The organism is Paenibacillus sp. YPG26 (assembly GCF_023704175.1).
In the GTDB taxonomy this organism is placed as follows: Bacteria; Bacillota; Bacilli; order Paenibacillales; family Paenibacillaceae; genus Fontibacillus.
On record NZ_CP084530.1, the window covers coordinates 3,390,958 to 3,405,000 of the forward strand.

A 14,043-nucleotide genomic window follows, 5' to 3' on the forward strand; every position below is an offset into this window, starting at 1 on the left:
GTCAACCTCTCCCCGTCTTCTCTTTAGTCCTGATGAAATCGGCATAATCCAAGTCTTCAGGCGTGGTAATTTTGATGTTGCTGTAACTGCCTTCAACCACCTTGACAGCCACCCCTAACCGCTCAACCAGCATGGAGTCGTCGGTCCCAAGGAAGCCATCCTTCAGTGCCTCTTCGTGAGCCCTCTTGAGATCAGAATGCCGAAAAGCCTGCGGGGTCTGGATAGCCCACAAGCTGCGGCGATCAGGGGTTGAAGTCACATAGGCCTGATCATTAACCTGCTTGACGGTGTCCTTCACAGGCACAGCCAGGATTGAAGCTCCGTCCTGCATGGCTGCTTCATAGCATGCCGTGACCTGAGCTTCGCTGACGAAAGGCCTTACCCCGTCATGGACGAGGACCCATTCGCAGTCCGTTTCAAGCAGTCCTTTATAAACCGAGTGCTGGCGTTCAGCCCCGCCCGGTATCACTTTTACTGTATGTTCCATTCCATACGCCCTGACCCAATCCTGACATCTGGGTACATCCAGCTCTCCGGTTACAAGTACGATCTCCTTAATAAAGGGAAGCCGTACAAACACTTCAAGCGTATGAACGAAGATGGGCTTGTCCTCTAGCAGCAGATACTGCTTGCTCTCCTTCGTTCCCATCCGGGTTCCCCTGCCGGCAGCCACCACGATGACCGCTGCTTCCCGATTGTTAGATTCCACTGTCATCCCTGCCCCACAAGTAATATAAGCAAAGCTGCCTCATACAGCCTTCCTCATCATACCGTGTTTACTGGGCTTTTTCCAACAGTTTCGGTTTGGCAAAAATCATCCGGCCCGCCGAGGTCTGCAGCACACTGGTCACAAGCACCTCAGTTACCGTGCCAATGTAATCTCTGCCTCCTTCGACTACAATCATGGTCCCATCATCAAGATATGCTACGCCTTGTCCATGCTCTTTGCCGTCCTTGATCACCTGCACCATAATCTCCTCACCAGGAAGCACGACCGGCTTAACCGCATTAGCCAGATCATTGATATTCAGCACAGATACGCCTTGAAGCTCACAGACCTTGTTCAAATTGAAGTCATTGGTTACGACCTTCCCCTGCAGAACCTTGGCGAGCTTGACCAGCTTGCTGTCCACTTCGGAGATATCTTCAAAGTCCCCTTCATAGATCAGCACCTTGACATCGAGCTCCTTCTGAATTTTGTTCAGGATATCAAGCCCGCGGCGTCCCCGGTTGCGCTTGAGCAGATCCGATGAATCGGCAATATGCTGCAGCTCTTCAAGCACGAACTCCGGAATAACGATAGTCCCCTCAATAAAGCCTGTTTTGCAAATATCAGCGATTCGCCCGTCTATAATGACACTGGTATCCAGGATCTTGTGTTCTTGAGTCCAGGTCTCTTCTTCCCGGGCAGAACCCCATTTCCCTGACTTCCACAGCGAGGAGAGCTCATCTTTCTTCTCCATACCCACACGCAGACCCATATAACCGCATAGCCAGGTAAATACCAGCTGAACAACCTCTCTGAGGCTTCCTAACCATGATAAACCGGGGTAGACCATTAACGAAAGAAGAAGTCCCGCAGTAAGACCTGCCGTACCCGCAGCCAAATCCCCCATAGGAATTTGGGTCAAAGCTTGAATCCATACACGAATCCGTCTGGACAATGTCTCCGCAAATAATGAAAAGAGGAACATAAAGAGACTGGCGCCAAGGACTGCAAAGAGCAAATGTCCACCTACTGGCCCCATACCATTCAACAAGTCTTGAAAGGAAGCTGGCAGAAGGTCAACTAAATTTTGCGAAGTGTAACCGGACCAAGCCCCAATAAGTCCTGCTAGAATTAGAAAAGTTCTCTTTAACATATGTTCCTTCACCTCCTTAGATTTTATCTCGTTCTTTTATCCAGTATGATCCATTTTTTGCAGTGGCAACCCGGTAAATGGAACTTTTTTTTCCCAGGCCTGGCACGAAGTTGAGTCCCCGCAGGCCCCTTGGCTGTGCGATTTCAGCTTGAAAAAGAATCAAGCCGTGGACTATAATGAACTCAATTCATAAAATAAGGTGGATGGAAAATAATGAGCACACTTAGCTTACAGTCTTTTCAGGAACAAGTCTCCGAACTGCTTCTCCGTCACCGCAGTCTGCTCGATGTCCTATCTAAGAATGGCCAAAGCAATTCATCTGTCAATCGTTCGGTAACCAAGGCTGTAACCGAGTGCGGATGCATTGAGCTTCATGCAACCAAGCAAACCTTTGAACCCAGCTTCAATCTGGAGCAGGCCAAAGAAGTAGTCGGCAAGCATGTTCAAGGTGAATTGTGCGAGAACTGTAAGGAAGCTATTAGCTCCGAGCTTGGGCGCAGCTTGTTCTATATGTCTGCCCTTTGCAATCTGCTGGATATCAATATGGATGAAGTCGTGGAGAGAGAATCGAAGAAATGCTCCACACTTGGACTGTTCAACTTATCGTAAGCCTTATTAAGAAAGCAAAAAGCACCGAATCCCGAAAGGGGATTCCGTGCTTTTTTTAAATTTAATATGCGGCTTATGCTGAATCAGGTTAATGCTTGGAACGGTAAGGCTTTTCCGAAGAATGAGAATTCGGACCACCTTTGCCGAGGAGTCTGTCGATATTCTGCTTAATCCCATACAGAGCGTAAATAACAAGGGGAACAAAAATCAACTTGGTCAATTGATCCGGGAACCGGACAGCCACTACTATAGCAACCACCACGACCCAAGGCGCAATCCAAAGGGCTTTTCTCGGAAGTCCAATCTTCTTGAAATTAGGATATCTAACGGAACTCACCATCAAATAAGAAAGCAAAAGCATTGCTATAATGAAATAAGGGGCAGTAATCTCTTTGTGAAATAGGGACAGTGTAGCTAGAACGCTTCCGGCAGCGGGAATAGGAAGGCCAATGAAGTAACCCGGGATCCCCGGCTTCACGTTGAACCTTGCCAGACGAAGTGCTCCGCACATCGGGAAGATTGCGGTGACAATCCAAGCCAGCGCTTCCGGCATGTTTTGAAAGGAAATCGTATACATCAATAGCGCAGGTGCGATTCCGAAGGAAATCACATCCGAGAGAGAATCGAGTTCTTTTCCAAATTCGCTTTGACAATTAAGGGCACGGGCAACACGTCCATCCAGACCATCGAGCAGCATAGCAACAATAATCATAATCGCCGCCAAACTGTACTTCCCGTTAAACGCCAGCATAATCGCGACCATTCCGAGAAACAAGTTACCTAAGGTAAACATGTTCGGAATCGATTTAGTAATCATCTCTTCACCTCATATATATTATGCCTCAGGATCATCCTTTGATTGTATGGGAATTAGATTTGTCTGTCAATGAATACTTGTTCCTGAAGGCGTTTCAATCCATCCTTGATCGTACGTGCACGCACCTCGCCAATACCGTCAACTTCATCCAGTTCTTCTATAGAAGCGATCATCACCCCGGGCAGCTGTTCGAATCGCTCAACGAGATTATGAATAATCACATTGGGCAGGCGGGGAATCTTGTTCAGAACCCGATAACCGCGCGGTGATATGAGTTCCTCGGAGGAAGCCGCAGCTGCAGGATAGCCGAGGAGACGTGAAATATGGACAACGTCCAGCAGCTCTTCATCAGAAGAGCGCTTAAGCCCCAGTATCAGCTCCCGGATATATTCCTCGTGATCCTCACGGGCATAATCCTTATACAGCAGCCAAGCTTCCTCTTCCATGTTACTGACCAGCTCCTCCATCTGCATGCTGATCAGACGGCCTTCCGTACCCAGTTCATTGATGAACCGCTTAATCTCAAGCTTGATGCGGATTACCATTTCTACCCGCTGAATGACATTGATAACTTCAGGCAAAGTGACAAGCTCCTCAAATTCCGAAGCGGTTAAATTCGTAAAGGATTGATTCAGAACAGATCTGTACTTCTCCAGCGTCTGAATCGCTTGATTCGCCTTAGTTAGAATAACGCCGATCTCCTTAAGCGCATAGCGTAGTCCACCTTGATACAAGGTAATGATATTCCGCCGCTGGGAAATAGACACAACCAGCTTCCCGGTCTGCTTGGCAACCCGCTCGGCGGTACGGTGGCGGATACCTGTCTCCGCAGACGAGATGGAGGAGTCGGGAATAAGCTGGGTATTTGCGTATAAGATCCGCTTCAAATCCTCGCTTAGTATGATCGCTCCGTCCATTTTGGCCAGCTCATACAAATAGTTCGGCGAGAAGTCACAGTTAATGGAGAAACCTCCCTCAACCACTTCCATGACCTCCGGACTATATCCAACTACAATCAAACCGCCCGTTTTGGCCCGCAGCACATTCTCAAGTCCGTCCCTGAATGCGGTCCCGGGTGCTACTAGTCTTAGCAGGTCGTTCATCTTCTCCAGTTGGTTTGGTTCTTTCATCTTCAAGTGCCCCCTAATTTAACGCAACAGCTAATGCCTCTGCAACCGTATTTACGCCGATCAATTGAATTCCCTTTGGGCTCTTCCATCCCTTCAGGCTCTTCTCTGGAAGGATTACCCGTTTGAACCCTAACTTATGTGCCTCCCTTACCCGCTGTTCCGCACGGGAGACTGCCCGCACTTCTCCAGTCAAGCCAACCTCCCCGAAGATGACATCATCGGGCTTGGTAGGAATATCGCGGAAGCTCGAAGCAATGCTTACCGCAATCGCCAGATCCACTGCGGGCTCATCCAGACGCACTCCACCAGCCAGGTTAACATAGGCGTCCTGGGTCTGAAGGAACATCCCCATTCTTTTCTCAAGAACCGCAATAATCAGATTCATCCGGTGATGGTCCACACCCGTTCCCATGCGTCTTGGCGAGGGGAAATGAGTCGTGGAGATCAATGCCTGAAGTTCCACCAGCATCGGGCGGGTTCCCTCCATACTGGCTACAACCGTAGAACCTGCTACGCCAAGGGGACGCTCCGAAAGAAACAGTTCAGAAGGATTGACGACCTCCGTCAGTCCTACTTCATTCATTTCAAATATACCGATCTCATTCGTGGAACCGAAGCGATTCTTAACCGCGCGAAGCAGGCGATAAGAATGATGACGCTCACCTTCGAAATAAAGCACACAGTCCACCATATGCTCAAGCAATCTGGGACCCGCAATCGCTCCTTCCTTGGTAACATGACCTACAAGAACGGTAGCAATCCCCTGTCCCTTCGCAATCCGCATGAATCTTGCCGTACACTCCCGAACCTGGGAGACGCTGCCTGGCGCACTTGTCACTTCAGGCAAATATACCGTCTGAATCGAGTCAATGACCATAAAGTGGGGTGAGACACTTTCGATTGCCTCTTCAATACTGTCCATATTGCTCTCGCACAGCACGAAGAGTTCTGCGGATAAGGCGCCAAGACGCTCCGCTCTAAGCTTGGTCTGCTTAACGGATTCTTCGCCTGAGATGTACAGAACCCGCAGTCCCGCTTTGGCCATTTCATAAGAAGTCTGGAGCAGGAGTGTAGACTTGCCGATTCCCGGGTCTCCACCTACGAGAACCAGAGAGCCTGGAACTACTCCCCCGCCAAGAACCCGGTTGAGTTCACCAATTCCCGTCTGAACCCGCGGCTCCTTGCCGCTCTCTATATTAATTATGGGCTGAGCCTTCTCTTTAGTCTGGAAAAGTCCCGAAGTCAGCCCTTGAGTCTTCACTACTTTCTCGGTCTCCTCCACCATGGTATTCCAGCTGCTGCAGCCTGGACATTTGCCATACCATTTAGGGGATTCATAACCGCATTCCGTACAATAGAACTTGGTCTTAATTTTGGCCATGTACTTCTCCTTAACCAGCCTGAGGATTTTCGAACTAATTTTTTATCGAAACACAATCAAAGTTTACCATTTATATTGTTTTATCGTAAAGTTTTAATGAAAATGTTAGAACAAACAGCAAGAGGCTGCGCCGCGCGAACAAGGTTCGAGCGGCATTCAGCCCCCATGCTATGGAAATTATGCAGTTAATACGGCTTAGCTGGGTGATAAACTTCCCGTTCTGTTCACGGTCAGTGCCCCGTTCTCTTCGTCAATCACGAGGGAATCACCTTTCTTCACCGTACCGGTTAAGAGTTCTTCAGACAACCGGTCTTCAATATGCTTCTGAATAGCGCGGCGCAGCGGACGCGCTCCATATGCGGGATCGAACCCTTCCTTCGCCAGGAAGGCTTTCGCCTTGTCGGTAAGCAGGAAATCCACATCGTATTCACGCAGACGTCTGCGAAGCTCCTCGGACATGAGCGTAACAATCTCCGCAATATGCACCTCTTCCAGAGAGTGGAACACAATAGTCTCATCAATCCGGTTCAGGAATTCAGGACGGAAGCTCTTCTTAAGCTCTGCCATCACTTTATCCTTCATCGTGCTATAATTGGCCCCTGCGTCGCTCACTGCGGTAAAGCCGAGTGTGGTGTTCTTCTTGATCACATCAGCACCCACATTGGAGGTGAGAATAATCAGTGTATTACGGAAGTCAACTACACGGCCTTTGGAGTCAGTAAGACGACCATCTTCCAGCACTTGAAGCAGAATGTTGAACACCTCTGGGTGAGCTTTCTCGATTTCGTCAAGGAGAACTACGGAATAAGGCTTGCGGCGAACTTTCTCTGTCAGCTGACCACCTTCTTCATAGCCTACATATCCTGGAGGAGCTCCGACCAGACGTGAAGTCGAGTGTTTCTCCATATACTCGGACATGTCGATTCGAATTACCGCATTCTCGTCACCGAACATCGCTTCAGCGAGTGCGCGGGCAAGCTCTGTCTTACCTACCCCGGTTGGTCCCAGGAAGATAAATGAGCCCATTGGACGTTTAGGATCTTTAAGTCCGGCACGTGCCCGGCGAATTGCCCGGCTGACTGCCTTGACAGCCTCTTCCTGACCAATAACCCGTTCATGGAGAATCTGCTCCATGTTAAGGAGGCGCTCAGTCTCCTCTTCCTTCAGCTTACTGACAGGGATACCAGTCCAGCTGGCTACAACCTGAGCAATATCCTCCGGAGTGACTTCAGAATCGGTACGGCCCTGTTTCTCTTTCCATTGATTCTTCGTGACATCCAGCTCTTCACGAATCTTCTGCTCTGTATCACGCAGAGCTGCAGCCTTCTCGAATTCCTGGCTTTGAACAGCTGAATCCTTCTCTTTACGGATGTCATCCAAGCGATTCTCAAGCTGCTTGAGGTTAGGTGGTACCGTATAAGAGTTAAGCCTTACCTTGGAGCCCGCCTCATCAATAAGGTCAATGGCCTTATCCGGCAGGAACCGGTCAGGAATGTAACGATCCGACAGCTTCACAGCCTGCTCGATTGCCTCATCCGTAATTTTCACCCGGTGGTGAGCTTCATAACGGTCACGAAGTCCATGCAGAATCTGGATTGCTTCCTCTGGAGAAGGCTGATCCACGGTAATAGGCTGGAAACGGCGCTCCAGGGCAGCATCCTTCTCAATATATTTACGATATTCGTCCAGGGTTGTGGCACCAATGCACTGAAGTTCACCGCGGGCCAAAGCTGGCTTCAGAATATTGGAGGCGTCAATAGCGCCCTCAGCACCCCCAGCACCAATCAGGGTATGCAGCTCGTCAATGAACAAGATAATATTGCCTGCCTGGCGGATTTCGTCCATGATTTTCTTCAGACGATCCTCGAACTCACCGCGGTATTTGGTACCGGCAACTACTGAGCCCATATCCAGAGTCATAACTCTCTTGTCACGCAGTGTTTCTGGAATTTCGTTATTAATGATCTTCTGAGCGAGGCCCTCGGCAATCGCCGTTTTACCTACCCCTGGCTCCCCGATCAAGACCGGATTGTTCTTGGTCCGGCGGCTTAGCACTTGAATTACACGCTCAATTTCCTTACTGCGGCCAATAACCGGATCCAAGCTGCCTTCTTTGGCTATAGCCGTAAGGTCGCGTGCCAAGCTGTCCAGCGTCGGGGTATTCACATTGGCAGGAGTCCCGTGATGGCTGGATACCGCTTCACTGCTTCCGAGCAATTGAAGCACCTGCTGACGCGCTTTGTTCAAGCTGATTCCAAGATTGTTCAATACGCGGGCTGCAACACCTTCTCCTTCACGGATAAGACCGAGCAGGATGTGCTCCGTTCCCACATAGGTGTGACCCAGCTTACGAGCTTCGTCCATGGACAGCTCAATCACTTTCTTAGCACGAGGCGTATAAGCAATATTAGTGGGCTGCTCTTGACCGCGGCCGATCAAGGTCTCAACTTCATCCTGTATTTTCTCAAGTCCAAGACCTAAACCAATCAAGGCTTTAGCGGCAATGCCTTCCCCTTCACGAATAAGACCCAGCAGTATGTGTTCAGTACCAATATTATTATGCCCCAAACGAACTGCTTCCTCTTGAGCCAAAGCCAGCACTTTCTGTGCGCGTTCCGTAAATCTTCCAAACATCATATCCCCTACACCTCCATGATTGGTAAAAATCTGGTTCTACGATTGAACACTATTGCATTTATTTACCCAATTTCTCACGAATGAGCTTGGCCCTGTACATATCCCGCTCAGCGTGATCCATATGTTCATTGAATATCTTCTGTAAAAATCCCGGCTGTGTCAGCACTGTTAGTTCATTTAGCTGAGGAGCGGACAGATGATCAATCAGCCCCAGATCAATTCCGAGTCTGACATCGGACAAGCGCTGAGCCGCTTCCTTGGAATCCATTATCGCCGCATTGGACAAAATTCCGTAGGACCGCATTACCCTGTCCGTCATCCGCAACCGCGACTCCATAAGCAGTCTCTGCCTTGCCGTCTTCTCATGCTCGATAATCTGTAAGACTACACCATGGAGATTCTCAATGATTTCAGACTCACTTTGTCCCAGTGTAATCTGATTTGAGATTTGAAACAAGTTACCCATGGCCTCACTACCTTCGCCGTATATCCCGCGCACCGTTAAGCCAACCTGTGAGACGGCCGACAAAATCCGGTTAATCTGCTGCGTTAGCACTAAAGCGGGAAGGTGCATCATGACTGAAGCTCTAAGTCCTGTACCTACGTTAGTAGGACAACTGGTCAGGTACCCTCTTCTGTCATCAAATGCATAATCCACATGGGCTTCAAAAATATCATCCACCGAAGTTGCCCGCTCCCAGGCTTCATGTACATGAAATCCCGGATACAGGCACTGAATACGCAGATGATCTTCCTCGTTGATCATAATGCTCAAGCTTTCATCCTCACTGATGAGCACCGCGCCATTACGCGATTCCGTAGCAAGATTGGGGCTGATCAAGTGCTTCTCAACCAGAATTCTTCGGTCCAAATCATCCATCTCATCAAGGAGCAGGAAATGCAGCACTCCGTATTGATTCAAGCGCTCGTCTTCAACGACGGTCTTGAGTCTAGTTAATACTTCTTCCGACTGCTGGTTCGTCGCCAGCATGGGAAAGGCAAGGTGCTGAAGGTTCCGCGCAATCCGTACCCGGCTGCTGATGACAATATCGGATTCATATCCTCTATGTCTCATCCATTCACTGAGCGGCTGTTCTGTAAACCGGAGATTAGGCATAACGCATTCCTCCTACTCTGATGAAATGTCTTTCTCAAGTTCTCTAATCTGATCCCGAAGCTTGGCGGCCTTCTCAAACTCCTCTTCGGCAATATTCTGCTGAAGCTCCTGCCGGAGGCTTTCAATTTTGCGTTTGGCCTGAATATGGCTTCCTACCCGGACAGGCACTTTCCCCATGTGGGTAGTGTTCCCGTGCACCCTTTTGAAGAGTGGATCGAGCCGGTCGTTAAAATATTTATAACAAGAGCTGCAGCCGAACCGTCCCACTTTACTGAACTGGGAATAGGTCATTCCGCATTCCTTACATTGAAGATTCTCGGTATTCTTGCCTATTAGCTGTCCCTTTCCACTCGGACTGATATCCAGGAGACCGGACAACAAGCTATGAATGGAAAAACCTCCTGAGGTTCCAGGTATCATCTCGCCTTTTTCTCTCGCACACGCTTCGCAAATGTGAAATTCCGTCTTCTCCCCGTTTACAATTTTAGTAAAATGAAGCGAAGCCGGACGCTTACCGCATTCCTGACAAAGCACAAGATGTCCCTCCTTTGTTCCTGGCCTGATTATTTGACTAATAAAGAAATCAACATAGCCTTCATAATTCTGGCACGAATCTCATCCCGATAGGGCAGCTTAAGAGCCAGCACTTCCCTTGATATCGCGGATCTCATCAAATTCGCTTCCCGCTCGGTAATAACTCGAGCTTCCGCCAGTTGATAGATCAGCCCTTCCGCAGCGGCTTGGCCTATCTCATTGCCTATGGTCTGATGCAGATGAGTATGCAGCGAGGTTGGCCCGGGTAGTTCGATCTTTCTAATCCTGACGTACCCGCCTCCGCCGCGCTTACTCTCCACAAGGTAGCCTTTCTCCAAAGTAAACCGCGTACTGATTACGTAGTTAATCTGGGAAGGTACACAGGAGAATTTATCAGCTAAATCATTGCGCTGGATCTCAATGGTTCCTTCAGGACTTTCATGCATAATACTCTTGAGATATTTCTCAATAATATCGGAGATATTTCGCATTCACTCATCCCTCCACTGCTCGAAGCGTTTAGCCATTACGAAGCGGCAAAAATGATCTCCTGATAAGGTCAAACTGCAGTCAAACCAACGATTTTAAATACAACTACTCATTGTGACACTAAAAAAGATATAAATTCGGTTAAAGAAAATACTGTTAGCAAGTAGTTGACTTTGACTTTCTTTGACCTTGAATTTATTATATCATATTTTCCTCATTTGCCAAGGGCTCTTTTTATAATTAGTCTAAAACCGTTAAGATACATTACGCTTTTGGTTCCGGTCCTAAAGAGGGCCTTTACTTTGTTCTAGATATACTTTACCCATCCTGAATTGCATCCATTCGGTTCACCAGTTAATTTGCTTAAGTGTATGCACTTTTCACTATCCTTCACATCTACAATCCATACAGCTGCAAGGAGTTAGACCTGATCAATTGCATCACCATGTCATTCCATCACTAGTTTGTGTACTTTCTATTCGAGGAGCCTATACGGTCGAGGTTAAATATAAATGCACAGTTAACCGTATTCTCCAACGTGAACAATAGCAAAGAACCGTCAGAGAGCTCTGACGGTTCTTTTGCTCGATTACAAATTAGTCCCCTTCTTTTTCCTGTGGCACATCATATTTGTTCATATGTGCTGTAATGGCCTCCACAGCCTCATTAACATCAGTTGTGGCGGGAACTGCCTTTATTTCATCTTCCGTCTTGTCCAGAAAGTTCTGATGATCCGCTCTAATGGCTTCAATTTTGTTGCTCATCTGAAATCAGCCTCCTAAGTTCAATAATGCCTTCTTATTATTTCTGAATCATCCGAAACCATACCTCACAGAGCTCCCTGTGGTACAAGCAGCAAGCAGCTTAAAGCACAAAAAAGCCTTATCGATCTCTCGATAAGGCTTGCTCTTTGCTTGGCGGCGTCCTACTCTCCCAGGACCCTGCGGTCCAAGTACCATTGGCGCTGGAGGGCTTAACGGTCGTGTTCGGGATGGGTACGCGTGGAACCCCTCCGCCATCGCCACCAAACGGAATTCTCTTCAGGCTTGATCGCCTGAAAACTAGATACGAAACGAATTGTGCGTGTTAGATTGTGTTGCTTCCGAAGTTACACTTCGTGAAGCTGTCTTGGATAAGCCCTCGACCGATTAGTACTGGTCAGCTCCATGCATTGCTGCACTTCCACACCCAGCCTATCTACCTCGTCGTCTTCAAGGGGTCTTACTAATTGGGAAATCTCATCTTGAGGGGGGCTTCACGCTTAGATGCTTTCAGCGCTTATCCCTTCCGCACGTAGCTACCCAGCTGTGCTCCTGGCGGAACAACTGGTGCACCAGCGGTGCGTCCATCCCGGTCCTCTCGTACTAAGGACAGCTCCTCTCAAATTTCCTACGCCCACGACAGATAGGGACCGAACTGTCTCACGACGTTCTGAACCCAGCTCGCGTACCGCTTTAATGGGCGAACAGCCCAACCCTTGGGACCTACTTCAGCCCCAGGATGCGATGAGCCGACATCGAGGTGCCAAACCTCCCCGTCGATGTGGACTCTTGGGGGAGATAAGCCTGTTATCCCCAGGGTAGCTTTTATCCGTTGAGCGATGGCCCTTCCATGCGGTACCACCGGATCACTAAGCCCGACTTTCGTCCCTGCTCGACTTGTCAGTCTCGCAGTCAAGCTCCCTTATGCCTTTGCACTCTTCGAATGATTTCCAACCATTCTGAGGGAACCTTGGGGCGCCTCCGTTACTCTTTAGGAGGCGACCGCCCCAGTCAAACTGCCCACCTGACACTGTCCCCATACCGGTTCACGGTACCAGGTTAGAACTCCGATACGATCAGGGTGGTATCCCAACGTTGCCTCCACCGAAGCTGGCGCTCCGGCTTCCTAGGCTCCCACCTATCCTGTACAAATCGTACCCAAGTCCAATATCAAGCTGCAGTAAAGCTCCATGGGGTCTTTCCGTCTTGTCGCGGGTAACCTGCATCTTCACAGGTATTAAAATTTCACCGGATCTCTCGTTGAGACAGCGCCCAAGTCGTTACGCCATTCGTGCGGGTCAGAATTTACCTGACAAGGAATTTCGCTACCTTAGGACCGTTATAGTTACGGCCGCCGTTTACTGGGGCTTCGGTTCATAGCTTCGGGTTACCCCTAACCACTCCCCTTAACCTTCCAGCACCGGGCAGGCGTCAGCCCGTATACTTCGCCTTACGGCTTCGCACAGACCTGTGTTTTTGCTAAACAGTCGCTTGGGCCTTTTCACTGCGGCCCCCTCGTGCTATTCACACTACCGGGGCACCCCTTCTCCCGAAGTTACGGGGTCATTTTGCCGAGTTCCTTAACGAGAGTTCTTCCGCGCGCCTTAGAATTCTCTTCTCGCCTACCTGTGTCGGTTTGCGGTACGGGCACCTTCTCCTGACTAGAGGCTTTTCTTGGCAGTGTGAGATCATGACCTTCGCTACTGTAATTTTCGCTCCCCATCACAGCCCAGCCTTACGGTGTGCGGATTTGCCTACACACCAGCCTCACTGCTTGGACGGACATCCATCAGTCCGCGTCACTACCCTGCTGCGTCACCCCATCGCTCATAGCGGATTACGGTGGTACAGGAATTAGGGCCTGTTGTCCTTCGACTACGCCTTTCGGCCTCGCCTTAGGTCCCGACTTACCCTGAGCGGACGAACCTTCCTCAGGAACCCTTAGGCTTTCGGCGGATCAGATTCTCACTGATCTTTTCGTTACTCATACCGGCATTCTCACTTGTATGCTGTCCAGCGCTCCTTACGGTACACCTTCAACCTGCATACAACGCTCCCCTACCCCTGGATCGACTTCACTCCAGCTTCGAAGCCTGTGTGTTTAACCCCTGTGAACCATTTGGCCGAAACCTCTAGGAGGTTTGCCTTCGGCAAAAATGTCACTTAGGTAAACACCGCCTCAAAGAAGCAGTGAAGTCGATCCAAGCCATAGCTTCGGTGGTGTGTTTAGCCCCGTTACATTTTCGGCGCAGAGTCACTCGACCAGTGAGCTATTACGCACTCTTTAAATGGTGGCTGCTTCTAAGCCAACATCCTGGTTGTCTGTGCAACTCCACATCCTTTCCCACTTAACACACACTTGGGGACCTTAGCTGATGGTCTGGGCTGTTTCCCTTTTGACAATGGATCTTAGCACTCACTGTCTGACTCCCGGACAGAAGTTGATGGCATTCGGAGTTTGACTGAGCTTGGTAACCCTTGGCGGGCCCCGCACCCAATCAGTGCTCTACCTCCATAACTCTTCATTCCGAGGCTAGCCCTAAAGCTATTTCGGGGAGAACCAGCTATCTCCGAGTTCGATTGGAATTTCTCCGCTACCCCCACCTCATCCCCGCATTTTTCAACATACGTGGGTTCGGGCCTCCAGTGCGTGTTACCGCACCTTCACCCTGGACAGGGGTAGATCACACGGTTTCGGGTCTACGT

11 protein-coding genes and 2 rRNA genes (1 of these 13 only partly in view) are annotated in these 14,043 nt (G+C 49.4%); 1 reads left to right on the top strand and 12 read right to left on the bottom strand.

What is annotated here, in order from left to right:
• Position 1 precedes the first annotated feature (1 nt).
• Positions 2-709, bottom strand: a complete 708-nt coding sequence (ispD, locus tag LDO05_RS16180; protein WP_481856997.1) for a 2-C-methyl-D-erythritol 4-phosphate cytidylyltransferase — start codon at positions 707-709, stop codon at positions 2-4.
• 67 nt (positions 710-776) lie between these two features.
• Positions 777-1,862: a PIN/TRAM domain-containing protein gene (locus tag LDO05_RS16185; RefSeq protein WP_251376341.1), complete on the bottom strand. Its 1,086-nt coding sequence runs from the start codon at positions 1,860-1,862 to the stop codon at positions 777-779.
• Between the two features lie 213 nt (positions 1,863-2,075).
• On the opposite strand from LDO05_RS16185, the gene LDO05_RS16190 reads away from it, so the two are divergent.
• On the top strand, positions 2,076-2,471 hold the full coding sequence (locus tag LDO05_RS16190) for a nucleoside triphosphate pyrophosphohydrolase family protein (RefSeq protein ID WP_251376342.1): 396 nt from the start codon (positions 2,076-2,078) through the stop codon (positions 2,469-2,471).
• 88 nt (positions 2,472-2,559) lie between these two features.
• On the opposite strand, the gene pssA is transcribed toward LDO05_RS16190, so the two are convergent.
• The 10 genes from pssA to LDO05_RS16240 all read right to left on the bottom strand — a co-directional run.
• The gene (gene pssA, locus LDO05_RS16195) at positions 2,560-3,288 is read right to left on the bottom strand and encodes a CDP-diacylglycerol--serine O-phosphatidyltransferase (protein WP_251376343.1); all 729 of its coding nucleotides are present in this window, start codon (positions 3,286-3,288) and stop codon (positions 2,560-2,562) included.
• Positions 3,289-3,341: 53 nt separating this feature from the next.
• The gene (disA, locus tag LDO05_RS16200) at positions 3,342-4,418 is read right to left on the bottom strand and encodes a DNA integrity scanning diadenylate cyclase DisA (RefSeq protein WP_251376344.1); all 1,077 of its coding nucleotides are present in this window, start codon (positions 4,416-4,418) and stop codon (positions 3,342-3,344) included.
• Positions 4,419-4,431: 13 nt separating this feature from the next.
• Positions 4,432-5,799, bottom strand: coding sequence for a DNA repair protein RadA (radA, locus tag LDO05_RS16205; RefSeq protein WP_251376345.1), 1,368 nt, complete (start codon positions 5,797-5,799; stop codon positions 4,432-4,434).
• Positions 5,800-5,994: 195 nt separating this feature from the next.
• Positions 5,995-8,436, bottom strand: coding sequence for an ATP-dependent protease ATP-binding subunit ClpC (gene clpC / locus LDO05_RS16210; protein ID WP_251376346.1), 2,442 nt, complete (start codon positions 8,434-8,436; stop codon positions 5,995-5,997).
• Between the two features lie 58 nt (positions 8,437-8,494).
• Positions 8,495-9,553 (bottom strand): protein-arginine kinase McsB, encoded by a 1,059-nt coding sequence (gene mcsB / locus LDO05_RS16215; protein WP_251376347.1) that lies wholly within the window; start codon positions 9,551-9,553, stop codon positions 8,495-8,497.
• A gap of 12 nt (positions 9,554-9,565) precedes the next feature.
• A complete protein-coding gene (gene mcsA, locus LDO05_RS16220; RefSeq protein ID WP_251376348.1) occupies positions 9,566-10,087 on the bottom strand; it encodes a protein-arginine kinase activator protein McsA in 522 nt (173 codons plus the stop codon).
• A gap of 29 nt (positions 10,088-10,116) precedes the next feature.
• Positions 10,117-10,578 (bottom strand): CtsR family transcriptional regulator, encoded by a 462-nt coding sequence (locus LDO05_RS16225; RefSeq protein ID WP_251376349.1) that lies wholly within the window; start codon positions 10,576-10,578, stop codon positions 10,117-10,119.
• 594 nt (positions 10,579-11,172) lie between these two features.
• Positions 11,173-11,340: a hypothetical protein gene (locus LDO05_RS16230; protein ID WP_251376350.1), complete on the bottom strand. Its 168-nt coding sequence runs from the start codon at positions 11,338-11,340 to the stop codon at positions 11,173-11,175.
• Between the two features lie 148 nt (positions 11,341-11,488).
• Positions 11,489-11,605 (bottom strand): 5S ribosomal RNA (rrf, locus tag LDO05_RS16235).
• 99 nt (positions 11,606-11,704) lie between these two features.
• Positions 11,705-14,043 (bottom strand): 23S ribosomal RNA (locus tag LDO05_RS16240) (it continues 713 nt past the right edge of the window).

Excerpts from the sequence above, each read along its gene's own strand:
- LDO05_RS16185 (WP_251376341.1), bottom strand. The coding sequence starts at position 1,862 with ATGTTAAAGAGAACTTTTCTAATTCTAGCAGGACTTATTGGGGCTTGG.
- LDO05_RS16190 (WP_251376342.1), top strand. The coding sequence starts at position 2,076 with ATGAGCACACTTAGCTTACAGTCTTTTCAGGAACAAGTCTCCGAACTG.
- pssA (WP_251376343.1), bottom strand. The coding sequence starts at position 3,288 with ATGATTACTAAATCGATTCCGAACATGTTTACCTTAGGTAACTTGTTT.
- disA (WP_251376344.1), bottom strand. The coding sequence starts at position 4,418 with ATGAAAGAACCAAACCAACTGGAGAAGATGAACGACCTGCTAAGACTA.
- radA (WP_251376345.1), bottom strand. The coding sequence starts at position 5,799 with ATGGCCAAAATTAAGACCAAGTTCTATTGTACGGAATGCGGTTATGAA.
- clpC (WP_251376346.1), bottom strand. The coding sequence starts at position 8,436 with ATGATGTTTGGAAGATTTACGGAACGCGCACAGAAAGTGCTGGCTTTG.
- mcsB (WP_251376347.1), bottom strand. The coding sequence starts at position 9,553 with ATGCCTAATCTCCGGTTTACAGAACAGCCGCTCAGTGAATGGATGAGA.
- LDO05_RS16225 (WP_251376349.1), bottom strand. The coding sequence starts at position 10,578 with ATGCGAAATATCTCCGATATTATTGAGAAATATCTCAAGAGTATTATG.
- LDO05_RS16230 (WP_251376350.1), bottom strand. The coding sequence starts at position 11,340 with ATGAGCAACAAAATTGAAGCCATTAGAGCGGATCATCAGAACTTTCTG.